This is a genomic window from uncultured Helicobacter sp. (genome assembly GCF_910577135.1).
Lineage (GTDB): Bacteria > Campylobacterota > Campylobacteria > Campylobacterales > Helicobacteraceae > Helicobacter_C > Helicobacter_C mastomyrinus.
Map to the genome: position 1 here is coordinate 1 of NZ_CAJTLL010000028.1, position 13,861 is coordinate 13,861.

General features: G+C 38.5%; 18 protein-coding genes. 2 read left to right on the plus strand and 16 right to left on the minus strand.

The annotated features are described in order from the left end of the window. The first annotated feature begins 112 nt into the window (after positions 1 to 112). Both QZ289_RS09940 and QZ289_RS09945 read left to right on the plus strand, forming a co-directional pair. Positions 113 to 826 (plus strand): hypothetical protein, encoded by a 714-nt coding sequence (locus QZ289_RS09940; RefSeq protein WP_295702146.1) that lies wholly within the window; start codon positions 113 to 115, stop codon positions 824 to 826. A gap of 304 nt (positions 827 to 1,130) precedes the next feature. Continuing rightward, positions 1,131 to 1,295 (plus strand): hypothetical protein, encoded by a 165-nt coding sequence (locus QZ289_RS09945; protein ID WP_295702148.1) that lies wholly within the window; start codon positions 1,131 to 1,133, stop codon positions 1,293 to 1,295. A 127-nt stretch (positions 1,296 to 1,422) separates the two neighbouring features. Here the strand turns inward: QZ289_RS09945 and QZ289_RS09950 are convergent, their stop codons facing one another. From QZ289_RS09950 to QZ289_RS10025, 16 genes are all read right to left on the minus strand, one after another. Further along, on the minus strand, positions 1,423 to 2,295 hold the full coding sequence (locus QZ289_RS09950) for a pyridoxal-phosphate dependent enzyme (protein WP_295702150.1): 873 nt from the start codon (positions 2,293 to 2,295) through the stop codon (positions 1,423 to 1,425). Continuing rightward, positions 2,295 to 3,692, minus strand: coding sequence for a tRNA uridine-5-carboxymethylaminomethyl(34) synthesis GTPase MnmE (gene mnmE, locus QZ289_RS09955; protein WP_295702152.1), 1,398 nt, complete (start codon positions 3,690 to 3,692; stop codon positions 2,295 to 2,297). Before mnmE ends, QZ289_RS09950 begins: the two co-directional genes overlap by 1 nt. Next, positions 3,655 to 4,464, minus strand: coding sequence for a Jag N-terminal domain-containing protein (locus QZ289_RS09960; protein ID WP_295702154.1), 810 nt, complete (start codon positions 4,462 to 4,464; stop codon positions 3,655 to 3,657). The genes mnmE and QZ289_RS09960 overlap by 38 nt, the downstream gene beginning before the upstream one ends. Continuing rightward, the gene (gene yidC / locus QZ289_RS09965; RefSeq protein WP_295702156.1) at positions 4,461 to 6,203 is read right to left on the minus strand and encodes a membrane protein insertase YidC; all 1,743 of its coding nucleotides are present in this window, start codon (positions 6,201 to 6,203) and stop codon (positions 4,461 to 4,463) included. The genes QZ289_RS09960 and yidC overlap by 4 nt, the downstream gene beginning before the upstream one ends. Next, positions 6,187 to 6,570, minus strand: coding sequence for a membrane protein insertion efficiency factor YidD (yidD, locus tag QZ289_RS09970; RefSeq protein ID WP_295702158.1), 384 nt, complete (start codon positions 6,568 to 6,570; stop codon positions 6,187 to 6,189). Before yidD ends, yidC begins: the two co-directional genes overlap by 17 nt. Before the next feature lie 8 nt (positions 6,571 to 6,578). After that, positions 6,579 to 7,013, minus strand: a complete 435-nt coding sequence (gene rnpA, locus QZ289_RS09975; protein WP_295702161.1) for a ribonuclease P protein component — start codon at positions 7,011 to 7,013, stop codon at positions 6,579 to 6,581. Between the two features lie 26 nt (positions 7,014 to 7,039). Further along, positions 7,040 to 7,174: a 50S ribosomal protein L34 gene (gene rpmH, locus QZ289_RS09980; RefSeq protein ID WP_011114959.1), complete on the minus strand. Its 135-nt coding sequence runs from the start codon at positions 7,172 to 7,174 to the stop codon at positions 7,040 to 7,042. A 60-nt stretch (positions 7,175 to 7,234) separates the two neighbouring features. Then, positions 7,235 to 7,951 (minus strand): OmpA family protein, encoded by a 717-nt coding sequence (locus QZ289_RS09985; RefSeq protein WP_295702164.1) that lies wholly within the window; start codon positions 7,949 to 7,951, stop codon positions 7,235 to 7,237. 15 nt (positions 7,952 to 7,966) lie between these two features. Beyond that, positions 7,967 to 9,886: a hypothetical protein gene (locus QZ289_RS09990; protein ID WP_295702166.1), complete on the minus strand. Its 1,920-nt coding sequence runs from the start codon at positions 9,884 to 9,886 to the stop codon at positions 7,967 to 7,969. Between the two features lie 23 nt (positions 9,887 to 9,909). Continuing rightward, entirely contained in the window at positions 9,910 to 10,290 is a 381-nt protein-coding gene (locus tag QZ289_RS09995) for a biopolymer transporter ExbD (protein ID WP_295702168.1), read from the minus strand. Then, positions 10,287 to 10,739, minus strand: a complete 453-nt coding sequence (exbB, locus tag QZ289_RS10000) for a TonB-system energizer ExbB (RefSeq protein WP_295702170.1) — start codon at positions 10,737 to 10,739, stop codon at positions 10,287 to 10,289. Before exbB ends, QZ289_RS09995 begins: the two co-directional genes overlap by 4 nt. Positions 10,740 to 10,748: 9 nt before the next feature. Then, a complete protein-coding gene (gene smpB, locus QZ289_RS10005; RefSeq protein ID WP_295702172.1) occupies positions 10,749 to 11,216 on the minus strand; it encodes an SsrA-binding protein SmpB in 468 nt (155 codons plus the stop codon). 3 nt (positions 11,217 to 11,219) lie between these two features. Next, the gene (locus QZ289_RS10010; RefSeq protein ID WP_295702173.1) at positions 11,220 to 12,005 is read right to left on the minus strand and encodes a 4-(cytidine 5'-diphospho)-2-C-methyl-D-erythritol kinase; all 786 of its coding nucleotides are present in this window, start codon (positions 12,003 to 12,005) and stop codon (positions 11,220 to 11,222) included. A gap of 3 nt (positions 12,006 to 12,008) precedes the next feature. Then, positions 12,009 to 12,254 carry a carbon storage regulator gene (locus tag QZ289_RS10015; protein WP_295702175.1) on the minus strand — a complete coding sequence of 82 codons (246 nt, stop codon included), beginning with the start codon at positions 12,252 to 12,254 and terminating at the stop codon, positions 12,009 to 12,011. After that, entirely contained in the window at positions 12,223 to 13,068 is an 846-nt protein-coding gene (gene truB, locus QZ289_RS10020; protein WP_295702177.1) for a tRNA pseudouridine(55) synthase TruB, read from the minus strand. The genes QZ289_RS10015 and truB overlap by 32 nt, the downstream gene beginning before the upstream one ends. 97 nt (positions 13,069 to 13,165) lie before the next feature. Beyond that, the gene (locus tag QZ289_RS10025; RefSeq protein WP_295702179.1) at positions 13,166 to 13,681 is read right to left on the minus strand and encodes a PAS domain-containing protein; all 516 of its coding nucleotides are present in this window, start codon (positions 13,679 to 13,681) and stop codon (positions 13,166 to 13,168) included. Positions 13,682 to 13,861 lie beyond the last annotated feature (180 nt).

Below are 13,861 nucleotides of genomic sequence, written 5' to 3' on the forward strand. Positions count from 1 at the left end.
GGGGATATAAACAAAACTCCTATACATCTAAAAATCCCTGCGGGTATACTGCTCAATTGGGGGATTGCCATTATTATAAAATAACAGCCCTTACTCCAAAGGAGGTATTACAATGATTACCTCCTTTACTTCATACCAATCTCTTATCCCATCTCTACATTCTCATCTTCAAAAACAAGTTTCTAACTTCTTTGAATCTCCTGTCTTTGATGATAAGATTACAGAAACTGCCCTCATAAAGTTTAATACCTGCATAAGTGCCATACAAGAAAAATATTTTTCAAATACTCCATTAAGTATGGAGGATTTCTATCACTCTGATAAGTATGCGATGTTTTTGTGCTGCCTTGCTAGGAGCTATTTCTTAGCAGGAAATCCAAAAGTGGCTACTCAGATTTACTATCTTAATAAGATTCTACATAGCATTGATATATTCTATGAAGTTGCCCTGCCTGATATTTTTATATTTACCCACCCTCTAGGAAGTGTGCTAGGACGCGCACAATATAGTAATTTTTTAAGTATATATCAAAACTGCACGATTGGAGGAGACCAAAGAGAAGATGGCATTTACTACCCAACCTTAGGGGTAGGTGTGGCACTCTATGCGGGAAGCAAGATTATTGGCAAATGTAATATTGGAGATAATGTCATCTTGGGCGCAAATGCGTTTATTCTAAATTGTGATGTGCCTAGCAATAGTATCGTAGTAGGCACTTACCCCCATCATAGAATTTTACCTAACCCACATTGTGTCTTAAGGGATATTTTTCACACAAATCTCACATACAAGGAAGCAAAACAATTAACTTCACGCCAAAACTAAATCAAAGGAGCAAAAATGAATGCCATAAAAGGCTGTGAAATATGCGGATTCCCAATGGAATACCGCCATAATCCCTATCAGAAAAATGGAATCTGTGGTGCCTGCATTAATGCTAAAGCAAAATTTTGATTTTAAGGCTAGCTAGCAATGGCTCACCCAACATCTCAAAGAAAGTAACCAGCTAATAGGGTGGGGATATATGATTGTGTCATAGGCGTAAGTGGTAGGAAAGACTCTCGTATAATTGTTAAATATCTTATGCAAAATCATCAAGTAGACAATCCTTTACTTATTACTCCACTTGATGAATCTACCCGCACACAAGTTTGAAAAATATCTTAATCCCTATATGTTAGCAGAGTTGCAGCTTGGGAGCTTTGAAAGTGAAGTAGTAAAATCGCTAGGGCTTAGTAGGGAACAAGCCCTTATTTATATCAATGAATTAGACCACGTGCTTGATCATTTGTAAAATACAATATGTGTCAAACTATAGAAATCAGTAAAAAACATTCAATCAAATCGTAGAATCTCACGCAAATACTAAAATTGTCAAAAAAGATGCAGACTGAATATAGAGATGTATAAATATTGTGTGATCACCTATGAAGCAAAGATTCATACCGCTTTACTTGGCTTATATCGCCTACAAGTCCCCCAGAGTGGATAAAGACAAGCTGCCTTTGTGAAAATTGCTCTAAATGTGCTTTTATCACGCAAAAAGCGGGGCTATCATAGATTAAATCACATCTCACATCATTTTGCGATAGATACTCCCTCATCTCCCAAATCTCCCTTTTAGGCTTAGCAAAGGTAAAGGGGGATTGCAAAATTTGCAAATGCCCTACATTATGACTATATGCCCTCTGTCTTAGTTCATTTTTACTCCCCGCACAACAAATCGCCACCAAACTCGCCTGTGGAAAGATAGAATCTAGTGCCTTTTGCAAGGCTATCACCCCTACTCCGCTTCCGCTTGCGTAAAAAAGCAGAGGATTCCCACCTATGCTTTGCTTTAGCTCTAATGCAAGGGCAGACATACCGCTCAAGGCATATTCTACGCTTCCACCCTGCGGGATAAAGAGTGTTTGAGAATCCACAAGTGAAAGGGCATAAGATTCTAAATCGCCTACACTCGTGCCTGTGGGTAAAACATACACCTCCATACCCCATTTAAGTGCATAGGCAAGATTATCCATCTCTTGTCTATATGCTAGGCTAGACATTTGAGGCATTACATACTTAAATCTCACGCCCTTAAAATGCGCTAGATAGGCAAGGGCAGACATCGCATTAGACTGATTGCCCCCACAGCTTAGCCACACAGGATAACGGCTCTCATCAAGCAGGGCAGCGAACTTCCGTGCTTTGTTGCCATTGCAATAAGGGTGGATTACATCATCGCGCTTTATCCAAAAATCTCGCTCAAAAAGCGTCCTTTTCTCCACAAAGCTTAATGAAAAATCAAGCATCATTTGCCCAAGCAAAATGCGCTAAAAAGCTTGTCAAGCAATTCCACATTCTCATAAGGGCGCGTGATGTGGCTTATAGAATCTATGGCATCGCGGATATGATATGAAAGCAGCTCTAGCTCCCCACTTGCTAAAAGCACATACGCCCTATTGAGTGAATCTAGGCTACCCTTTAAAGATTCTAATTGATGTTGTGAAGTGAGAATAAGGCTTTGGTGTCCACTCTGTGTGCTAATTACACCCTCAAGTGCCTTAGCAATCTTATGCGCCTCTCCATTATAAATACTCACGCGCAGCGGGGCAGGAAGCAGGGCTTTAGTATGTGTAGCAAAAAAATTATCAAACACATTTAGCTCACAGCTTTGAAATAAATCGCTTTTATTTAGCACAAGTAGCACATTTTTATCAAGGCTTTGCAACATTTCTAGCACCGCCTTATCTTGCTCATCAAAGGGTATTGAACCATCAAAAAGGGCTAAGATAATATCACTTCTTTGCAGAGCTTCTTGCGTCTTTTGTATACCGATACGTTCTATCTCATCATTACTTTCTCTAATCCCCGCCGTATCCACGATACGCACGAGCGCACCATTGATATGCAAACTCTCCTCAATCGTATCGCGTGTAGTCCCCTCTATGCTACTCACAATCGCGCGTTCGCGCATAAGTAGGGCATTTAGCAAGGAGCTTTTACCCACATTTGGCTTACCCACAATCGCCAATGTGTAGCCCTCAATAATCGGGGCTTGTCTTATAGAAGCTTCATATACCTCTCTTAGCTTAGATTCTGTGCGTTCTAGTCGCGTGAGCATATCATCTTTATAATCTGTGTCCATCTCCTCGCTGTAATCGATATTTGCCTCGCTTATGGCAAGAATCTCTAGCAAAGATTCTCTCACCAACTCTACAAACACTCCCACATCACCCCTAAGCTGCCGCATAAGAATCTTATTTGCCTCAAGGCTATTTGATTGAATGAGGGAAGCCACTGCTTGAGCCTGTGCTAAATCAAGCCTCCCGCCTAAAAAAGCGCGTTTAGTAAATTCTCCCGCTAGGGCGATTCTCGCACCCATTTCAAGGCATAGCTGCATAATCGCCCTAGCACTTGTAATCCCCCCGTGGCATTGAACTTCGCATACATCTTGTGTCGTATAGCTATGTGGAGCAGGGAAATACAGCACCAAAGCCTCATCAATAGCCATATCTTGCCTATCATAAATACAACATAAATGTGCGTAACGTGGCTTTAGCAAATCCCTGTGTGTAAGGCTTAGAGCTATTTTATAAGCTTCCTTGCCACTCAAGCGCACGATACTAATCGCTCCATTACCCACAGGTGTAGCAATAGCTACAATCGTGCTATCGTCTAAAATCGTTGATAATGATGTATTTTTCATCAGCCTCATTTTGTCGCACAGAGACATATTTATTAGGGAACATCTCGCGCAATTTATTTAGCGCAATATAGACCAGAATTCCATCAAGCGTTTTTGTCTGCGCTCTACCATTAAGCTTAATCAATCGCACAATATCCTTAAGATACACATCTATCATCTCTTCTTGATTTTTCAAAAATTCTGCGATTTCAAGGCGGAGTGAATAGCCATACTTTGAATTAACCCAATTAAAGAGCAAATAAGAGAGTGCCTTGTAGCGATAGCCTTTCTCCCCAATAAGCAGGGCACAATCACGCCCATCAATATATACAAAAAGTGTTTTATCAGGCTCCAAACGCACATCAAATTTATCAATATCAAAAGGCAGAAGCGCAAATAAAGATTCTATCTCTGTGCGGATTTGAGCGACATTTGCCTCATCATCTTGATTCTGGCTCTCACAAGCCCTATTTTCTTCGCCCCAAATATCTTCCGTATATGTCTCAAAAGCTGGATTATCAGTAGCCTTTGGTGGAATTTTAACATCTTGTTTGACTTGCTTTGGCTCCTTGTGTGAAACCTCTTTTATTTTCAAAGATTGACTATGTGCTGTTTTAGCCCATCTTTGCTTTTTATCATCTACGATAATAATCGCTTCTTTTTTTCCTAATCCCAAAAATCCTCCACTAGGATTTTGCACCACTTCATACTCTAAATCAGCTACCGAACAGCCAAGCTCCATTGATGCCTTGATGAGGGCAGCCTCCAAGCTTTTTTCTACAATTTTTCTCATTTCGCCGCCTTTTGCTTTTCTTTATCATAATGTCTATGATGCTCTGCAATCTCCTTTGTTTTTCGTTTTTCTACAACTTTATTAAGCATTATTTGCTGAATAATAGAAAAGACATTATTAATCGTCCAATACAGCACAAGCCCAGCAGGAAATGGAAAGACAATAAAAAATATAGCAAAAATAAGAGGGAGCATTTTAAAGATTTTTTCCTGCATAGGGTCTGTGAAATTTGATGGTGTGAGCTTTTGAGAAAGATACATACTTAAACCCATTAACACAGGTAAGACAAAATAAGGGTCAATAGCCGATAAATCATCAATCCATAGAATCCACGCAGAGCTTTTAAGCTCCACCGCATTATGCAGCACACGATAAATAGCAAAAAACACAGGAATTTGCAAAAGCAAGGGTAAGCAACCACCAAGTGGATTTGCCCCGTGCTTTTTATACAAATCCATCATATGCATTTGCAGCTTTTGTGGGTCATCTTTATAGCGAGTTTGCAATTCTTTCATTTTAGGGGCTATATCTTTAAGCTTTTGCATAGACATCATACCCTTATAAGTGAGAGGATACAGCACTACACGCACAATAAGCGTTAGAAGCACAATCGCCCAGCCCCAATTCCCGCACAAATCATAGAGGTATTCAAGCAAGACAAAAAGAGGTTTAGCAAAGAATGTAATGCGCCCATATTCCACTACGTCTGTGAGGCTATCATCTATCCTTTGCAGCTCCTTATAGGTCTTTGGTCCTATATATCCCGCAAAAGACGCATTACCCTCAAATCGCACAAAAGGCATAGGATTATGTGCATTATCCCCACTGAGGACAACATGCAATCCCTGAGGCGCATTACTATAAAACAAACTTGTATAGTATCTATCCACACTTGCTACAAAGCTAGATTGACGCATATCGAGCGCGGTTTTTGCGATATAGTCGCTACTCGCATCGCCATCTTCAATTTTTGTCAAAACCCCATCAAGACTACTTCGTGTCAAAACACCTCTAAAAGCATACGTATCACTATCGGCAGTAGGTCGCATACCATTACTTACAAAATATTCTACATTAGGCTTATTCAGCTCTATGCGCACATCATAAGAAAGGTTTGGGTGGATAGTGAGATATTTAGTGATTACAATCTCGCCAAGATTCTGCTTAAGTGTAAGCTCCACAGGAGCCCTATCAATATCAAGCTGTGTCGCGCTTGCAGTATATGGGGTATCAAAAGCTTTTTTGTTCAATTCAACATCACTAAAGCGCACTTCCATTGTGTGCAATGCCAAATCCCCAAACAAAGGGAGCTTTTCAACCACTGCTTGATGTGATAACTTCAGCCCTAATGCCTCACCTATCATACCAAAAAGGCTGTTTTGCTCATTGCGTGTGAATTTTTTATCTTTAAGATAGACTTGTCTAATTCTACCCAAAGCATCAATATCTATTTCAAAAGAGTGTGCTTGAATACGTGTAATAATTGTTTGTTTCAAAGATTGGTTATTCTTTATGGCTAGAGATGAATCTTGCATAGTGTTTTCTAAATGGGTATTGGAAGCCATAGAAGGAGAATGCGAAGTAGATTCAGGAGCTAATTCCACTACTTTTGAAGCCTCTTGTGGAGGCTTTTGAGGAAAAAAATACGCATATACAGCAAAGAAAGCAATGGAAAGACCTACGGCTATAAGCACACGTGAAAGCGACATACCATTGTCTTGTTCATTTGGACGATACATAACACTGCCTTTGAGGAAATGATTTGACAATATAGACTTGTAAATAGTAAATTTTGTGAAAAACGGGTATTATATCCAAAAAACTTGCATTTGTAGTAGGCACAAACCAATATTTTACCTTTTTGGGCGCAAATATAATATTTTGGAAACATATCTTTGCTCGGGGATAAGCAATACCCCCCATAAAACACTGATTGCAACGTAAAATACGTAAAAATGACTTAAATAGCGCCAAAAAAGGATTGTCAAAATATAAAAGCCATAATGTGTATTGTGAGCAGCTAGGATAATAACGACAAGCTCCCACACTAAATGCAGAGAGATATTTTTGATAGAATCTTACACTCCAAATAAAAACCCCGCTCATACACCTCCTTAATAGCATTCATACCTCTTTTTTAAAGATGACTTTTGAGATGGAAAACATAGCATATCGTATGCTCTTGTAAAAGCAGAAAGCACATCTCTTTTAAGCATAGGAAAAGCAAGAGAAGTTGCCCCATCTTTAGCAACAAATATAAAGATAAGCCCCTCATAATGTGCGCTATTTTCATACACAATAGCTTTGATGCGTCTTTTGAGGAGGTTACGTTTATTAGCTTTGCCAATTTTACGAGAAATACTGAATCCAAGGTAGATAGCAGCTTTACGCGATTGAATACTTTGCAAGATTTTTTTATCCCGAAAGTGAGGGGGTTGGTGGTGTGAAATCCTAAGCGCATAGAGTATAAAATGCTTATAAAAAAACTTTTTTGCATTTTTATAGACAAAGTCAAATTCTAGCTTTGTTTTAAGAGAATCTAACTTCATCAAAGCTATACTACCTATTTTATTGCTTACACAGAAAGTCTTTTACGACCCTTTGCCCTCCTTGCATTAATCACACGGCGACCATTTTTTGTTTTCATTCTTGCGCGAAATCCGTGAGTGCGCTTTCTAGGTGTATTATGAGGTTGATATGTTCTTTTCATAATTTAGCCTTAACGTTAAAATAAGTCCGGGATTATGCCCATTTTTTACTTAAAGATAGGTTATTTTAGCTCTAAATCTTTGCTAATTTCAAGGATCTTAAGCAAATCTTTATTTGCTTTAGTAATCACTCTAAACTCTACACGTCTTGATTTTTCATCATCTGCTAATGGTTTAGCAAAGGATAAGCCATTAGCGCGAAACACTTTAATCAACCATTCTTTATATCCATCAATACTTTTAAGATTAAAGCAATATTTTAGCACCTCTAATGCTCTTGCCTGTGAGAGTTCGGCGTTGCCAAGGTATCGCTCTTCTAAGCTATGGGCTGCAAACCAAATTTGAGAGGTATGCCCCTCTATACGGATTTCTTCAATATTATCCTTAAATTTCTCTAAGGACAGAATCTTCACATAACGAGGAAAAAAATCATCTAAAATATCTTTAAAACGTTTTTTTACCTGCTTTTTACCTGTATCAAATAGCACTTCAGGCTCATTAAAGCGAATGGTATTATCCTCATCAATATACGCATCCCACGCCTTTAAATCCTTGCTAAATTCTTTGAATAATGCCTCATAAAGCTCTTGTTGCAAATTTGAATAATTCTGCGCAATCGCACTCATTGCTTCATTGAGTGCCAAAAGCTTTTGATTTTGAATCTTTAAATCCTCTTGGGCTTGCTGCGTAATGAGCATAAAAGACACCATAATGAGCAAAAAAATCATCATAATGCCTGCCATCATGTCCGAAATGCTAATCCATTGATTGTATTTCATCTCTCCGCCTCTGTGCTATCTTGAGCCAATAATCTCACGCACACGGCGCAAAAACCACTCATAATTTTCCTTAAAATTCTCCATACTTGTATTCATTTGAGAATCAAGCGTATCAAATGTCTCTCTAATCTCTTTTTGTAATGTTTTATTGCCCTCAACATTTTCATTCACAATATTTTGCACATTGCGATAGAGCTCAATAAGTTGTGCGCTATTATGCTGAATCTGGGCGTTGAGATTCCCTAAATGCGAGAGGAGATTATGCTGCAAAGTGCCAAAGTCCTTTACCACTTGCACACCCATATCCTTGGGAATTGCCACAGAATCTTTAGTGAGCTTTTGCATAATCTTCAAGTATTCGCCTGCAAGTTTTTTAATGAATCCACTGATATGCGTATATTGTGAATTAACATACTTATCGCTTTTTGTCATCAGTTTATCAAAACCCTCTACTCGCGATTTTATCATTTCTTGCTCTTTATTTAGTATGCTATCCATATTTTCATTTGCCCTAAGAAGATAGGCTTCTTGCATATCTTTCATATCTTTTGTCATATCTTGCATAATCACTTGATTATGAGAGGTAAGATAAGAAAGACTAGATTCTAAGCTCTCCACAATCGCGCTATGATTTTTAGCAATATGCTCTCGTAATTTGGCAAACTCCTCTGCATTATGAGTGCTAGATGCTATGTTTTGCGCGATATTTTGCTCCAAAGATTCACTTAAATGCCTGATATGCGTATTCGCACTTTGCACAATCTCTTCAAACAATGCCTTACTTTGCCCCGTAAAGACATTACATTGTGTGCTAAAACTTGCACTATGTTCGCTTAAAACCTCTCCTATATGCTCTTTACTCTGCTGTGTGCTTTGCTCTATGAATACTCTTAAATGCTCCATATTCTGCTGTGCGTGTTCATTTAGTTGTGTGAAATAACGCATAATTTCATTTTTCAGCCCTTCAACCTGTTTAGAAGCGATACCCTCAAGCGAAGTGATACTCTCTGTAGCTTTTGTGAATAGGCTATCCATATCACTTAAACATTGCTTTGCGTGAGAGCCAAGTATGGCAATTTCATTGAGTTGCACCATAAGCTTATCACCCTTACTCTTCATATCATCAAACACCTCTAAAGTTTTACTATAAAATTCCATTGCGCTTTTATTATTCGCAATAATAGATTCTAAAGTCATCTGTGTGGCATTCATCGCGTTTGCACTTTCATTCATAGCACTTTGTGTTTGCAAAAGCAAATCTTGTGTATTTTCAATGCTTTGTTTATAATTCTCCTGCCATACAAGTAGCCGCCCCACAGCATTATTAAGCTCTTTAAAATTCTCTCCAAATTGATTTTGCAGATTATGATTAAAATCCCTAATAACAAGCTCCAATGCACTAATAAGCTCCTTTGAAGCTCCTGAAGCAAGCTGCTTAATCGCCTCCTGCAAAGAAGTATCAATCTTATGCAAACTTGTTTCTAAAAATGTATTTGTGGAAGCATTTATCATACGCATATCTTCTTTCGTGGGTAACGTAAGCATTTTATTATTAAGCTCCTCAATACCCTTAAGATAGCTTAAATTCCCCATTTGGTTAAGCATATAGTCCATATTTATATCTTGAGTGCTTTTTACATCTTTTGCCCTTTGCATAATAGAGAGGGCAATTGCTAAGCCCATACCCAAGATAGATGTGTAAAATGCTGTCTTTAATCCATTAAGCAACAAAGGCACAGAATCTTGCAAAGCATAGGTATCAAAGCCTATAAGCCCTACAAAGATTCCCACAAATGTCCCAAGCACCCCTGTGCTCATAATGATAGTTTTAAAGTCCTTATGCAAAGGCTCACCAAAAGTCTTAAAATCCCATACGAACAGCCCCACCATACCAATGGTGAAACATATATTAATCAGCCAATTAATCTCTTGCATATATCCTCCTCACACCCTAAATACTATTTTTGCTCTGTGGTAACATATACATCATAAATACCCACATCACGCAACATTGTAGTAACCTCAAGGAAAAATTCTAAATCACTCTGCCTATCACTACGGATAATAACCTGCGTATCTCTTTCCAATTGCTCCACTTGCGCCTTTAGCTCATTTAAAGATAAAGGCTTATCGTCAAGAAAAAAGTGCCCCTCTTTGTCAATAGTAATAGAATGGGTTTCTTTTTTTTGAGTATTTTGTCCCTGTGTCTCCTCAAGTCGCGGTACATCAACTTGTATTTGAGAGCGCACGACAAAAGATGCACTTGTTAGCACAATCACAAGCAACACAAGCATAATATCAATAAAAGGAATGAGATTAAGAGAATCTATCTTTTTCACACATCATACCTTGTAGGGACTTTACTTTTATGTGGCGGATTATGTGCGATTTCCCAGAGTGAAAGCAATACCTCTGCCTTACGCAACAAAAAATTATAAAATACAATCGAGGGTATCGCCACTAGCAGCCCCGCTGCCGTAGCCTTAAGCGCGAGGGAAAGCCCCACCATAATGCTTTGTGTATCTACAAGCGCATTTGAGCCAATTTCTACAAATGTTATCATAATGCCAAAAACCGTCCCTAAAAGCCCGATATATGGCGCATTTGAGCCAATAGTCGCAATAAGTGTCAAACGCTTATGAAGCAAAAGCTCCAAGATTCGCTTATCATCAAATGCTTCCACATCTATTTTATGATATGCCCATAAACGCTCTAATGCCACGCCCAACATCACAATGCTTAAAAACAGCAAAAACCCTAGCACACCATAATCTATGACTTCTTTCATCGCCCACTCCTACAACTTTTTGCCATAATCTTTCATATTTGCCCTTGCCTCACGCTCTAGCGTCTTTTGCTTAAGACTTTGGCGCTTATCATGGAGCTTCTTTCCTCTCACAAGTGCAATGCAAAGCTTGATTCTATTTCTTTGATTGAAATAAATGTTTAATGGAACAATGCTTAAAGATTGCTGACTCACCTTCCCAAAAAGCTTATCAATCTCTTTTCTATGGAGCAAAAGCTTACGTGGGGCACGTTCATTAGGTTTAAAATATGTATAAGTAGTCTCTAAAAAAGATATATGTGCGTGAAATAAAAACGCCTCCCCCCGCACGATTTTCACAAAACTATCCTTGAGATTTACCCGCCCTGCGCGAATGCTCTTAACCTCACTTCCTGCTAGGACAATGCCGCTCTCTAATGTCTCTAAAATCTCATAATCAAAATATGCCTTTTTGTTTTTAGCAATAATGCGCGTTTCCATTCTTTAAGCCCTTATCCTAAAAAAGCTACTGCCACTTCCGCTAAAATACCACCCCTCACCCAAATCTAAAGCAATATCTTTAAGCGCAGGATAGAGCAAAGTAGCACTTAAAAACAAATCATTGAGTTCTTCGCGCAAATGCGATAAATGGAGTAAATCCTTACTTGTGAGGGTAAACCATTGCGTTGTGGGCTTACTATAATGGCATTTTTGCGATTTTATAGAATCTTTATAGCTTTGATACACCTTCGCTGTATCACAAGAAATAGGAGGCGTGTAAATGTCATACTTGAGTGGAGATTCTATAAAAGGCTCTATGCATTCGCCCCTACCACTCACATTTGCACTCTTTACCCCACTTGCAAAAAAGCTCACATCAGCCCCCACCTCTTGTGCTATGTGGATTAGCTCTACATCGCTTAATCCAAGCTCCAAAAAAGCATTTACCCCTCGTAAAAATGCTCCCGCATTGCCACTGCCACCGCCAAGCCCCGCACCTTTGGGGATAACCTTTTGCACTTCTATTTTGAGTGATTGCAAGCCCTTTGTTTCTTTACTCCGTGCGGATAAAAAATCCTCCATTGCACATTTTGCTTTATAAATGAGATTATCCTGCATTTCACAGCCAAAATCTCCCATTAGCATAAAGCGAGATGATGAGCTTATCTGCATTTCATCATAGACTTCTCCGATAGCTTGCACAAAGCGTGAATTGAGCTGATGAAAGCCTTCTTTATATCCAATAATTTTAAGAAAAATATTGAGTTTAGGATAGATGATAAGATTCACTACTTATCTCGTTTCTTTTTTTATATTAAGGAGTGTGTGAATCTGCGTAAGAGTAGTGTTATTAGTATCTTGTGAGGCTTGTTTATTAGCAGAGGTAATCGCCTCTTTAAGCTCACCACGCAAAATCACACAAGATTCTGGTGCGGAAAAGCCCAAACGCACACTATTTTTGTCAATAGAAATAACCTTTATTTCTATATCATCGCCGATAATAACGCTATCCTCTTGTTTGCGTGAAAGTATGAGCATACTCTATCCTATTTAAAATATATTTGATACTGCTATTTTCCAAAACCTCAATTATAGAGAAAAAATCCTCAAAACACACTATATATTTACCTTTTTGTGTATTTTTTAAGCAAATCTTTTTCCCATTAGCCACATCTTGCCTACAAAGCGATGTAGATTTAATCTTTGCGTATGGGAGATAATCTAGCGGATTTAAGATTCTTATACCTTCACTTTGATTTACTGCCATCGCACCCTCACTGATCCGCTCTAAGCTTGATAATGCGCCATTTACACCTAAATGTTGTGCTATCATCTCGCCAATACTCCGCACATACCCTCCCTCACTCACGCTTACCTCAAAATGCACAAAAGGATGACAATAGGATAAAAGTTTTATATGATAAATCTCCATTTGCACTTGCGAGAGAGAGAAGCTTTCTCCCGCTCTAGCAAGTTGATAGGCTCTTTTGCCATTGATATGCTTTGCGCTAAAAAGTGGTGGGGTATATGTATGTTTGCCTTGCAACCCATTTAGAATCCCCTCTATGTGTGCTTGTGGATAGGTATTAATAACCTTTACAGATTCTATATGCTCTATATCTAAGCTCCTAGAATACGCCCCAAGCCATAGAGTTGCCCTATATGTCTTAGGGGATTTCTGCAAATGCATAAAGAGCCGCGTATAGCTCCCAAATCCCACCACAAGCGTGCCTTTTGCAAAAGGATCAAGTGTGCCAAGATACCCTGCTTTTGATATATGAAAACGCTTTTTAAGCGATGAAAGGTAAGCATTGGAGCTCATAAATGGTGGCTTATAAGCGGCAATAAGCATATTTCTCCTTTGTTTATACAATGAGATTCTATTATGCCTTTGCTATTGCACTTCGTGCAAATGCGGCGATTTTGTCGTAATATAAAAACAATCAATCCTAATGATACCCTTGTGTTTTACCTGTATTTTGTAGATTAATCACTAATTCATCATAGCTAATATTGGCTTCTTGCAAAGTATTTGTAAGCAGCGTAAGAGAAGCTTGCACGCCACCTTGAGATTCTGCCTGAGACAGTTTAGCATACATATCGTTCATAAAAGCCACACCTTCTTTACTAGGGCGGCGACGCACAGAATAATAACCAATAATATTATTTTGCTTGTCATAAGAAGGAGTGATATTTGCAAAAACCCAATAAGCACGTCCATTACGTGAGATATTTTTCACAAATGCAAAAAATTCTTTGCCATTTTGTATATTTTCCCATAAGAGTTTAAAAGCAATGCGAGGCATATCTTTATGCCGAATGAGATTATGTTTCTTGCCTAAAAATTCTTCTTCTTTGAACTCGCTAAAATATACAAAATCATCATTGCCATAGGTAATACAACCCTTTAAATCTGTTTTGGAGATAATGAGGGTATCATCTTGTAGGTAAAGTTCTTGCGACATTATTGTTCCTTAAGGTATGCAAAAATAGAAGCGCGGATTATCACATAAACACTCTAAAAGCTCACTTAGAATCACTGCAGATTCTACATAGCTTTGTATCGAAAATAATATGCTACAATTCCCTTAAAACTACTTTGCCTCAAATTCATCTCAAAAAGGAACATATATGAAAAAGATTCT

What these genes read in the sequence shown, in the direction of transcription:
- QZ289_RS09940 (WP_295702146.1), top strand. Translation starts at nt 113, where the DNA reads ATGATTACCTCCTTTACTTCATACCAATCTCTTATCCCATCTCTACAT.
- QZ289_RS09945 (WP_295702148.1), top strand. Translation starts at nt 1,131, where the DNA reads ATGAATCTACCCGCACACAAGTTTGAAAAATATCTTAATCCCTATATG.
- QZ289_RS09950 (WP_295702150.1), bottom strand. Translation starts at nt 2,295, where the DNA reads ATGCTTGATTTTTCATTAAGCTTTGTGGAGAAAAGGACGCTTTTTGAG.
- mnmE (WP_295702152.1), bottom strand. Translation starts at nt 3,692, where the DNA reads ATGAAAAATACATCATTATCAACGATTTTAGACGATAGCACGATTGTA.
- QZ289_RS09960 (WP_295702154.1), bottom strand. Translation starts at nt 4,464, where the DNA reads ATGAGAAAAATTGTAGAAAAAAGCTTGGAGGCTGCCCTCATCAAGGCA.
- yidC (WP_295702156.1), bottom strand. Translation starts at nt 6,203, where the DNA reads ATGTATCGTCCAAATGAACAAGACAATGGTATGTCGCTTTCACGTGTG.
- yidD (WP_295702158.1), bottom strand. Translation starts at nt 6,570, where the DNA reads ATGAGCGGGGTTTTTATTTGGAGTGTAAGATTCTATCAAAAATATCTC.
- rnpA (WP_295702161.1), bottom strand. Translation starts at nt 7,013, where the DNA reads ATGAAGTTAGATTCTCTTAAAACAAAGCTAGAATTTGACTTTGTCTAT.
- rpmH (WP_011114959.1), bottom strand. Translation starts at nt 7,174, where the DNA reads ATGAAAAGAACATATCAACCTCATAATACACCTAGAAAGCGCACTCAC.
- QZ289_RS09985 (WP_295702164.1), bottom strand. Translation starts at nt 7,951, where the DNA reads ATGAAATACAATCAATGGATTAGCATTTCGGACATGATGGCAGGCATT.
- QZ289_RS09990 (WP_295702166.1), bottom strand. Translation starts at nt 9,886, where the DNA reads ATGCAAGAGATTAATTGGCTGATTAATATATGTTTCACCATTGGTATG.
- exbB (WP_295702170.1), bottom strand. Translation starts at nt 10,739, where the DNA reads ATGAAAGAAGTCATAGATTATGGTGTGCTAGGGTTTTTGCTGTTTTTA.
- smpB (WP_295702172.1), bottom strand. Translation starts at nt 11,216, where the DNA reads ATGGAAACGCGCATTATTGCTAAAAACAAAAAGGCATATTTTGATTAT.
- QZ289_RS10015 (WP_295702175.1), bottom strand. Translation starts at nt 12,254, where the DNA reads ATGCTCATACTTTCACGCAAACAAGAGGATAGCGTTATTATCGGCGAT.
- truB (WP_295702177.1), bottom strand. Translation starts at nt 13,068, where the DNA reads ATGCTTATTGCCGCTTATAAGCCACCATTTATGAGCTCCAATGCTTAC.
- QZ289_RS10025 (WP_295702179.1), bottom strand. Translation starts at nt 13,681, where the DNA reads ATGTCGCAAGAACTTTACCTACAAGATGATACCCTCATTATCTCCAAA.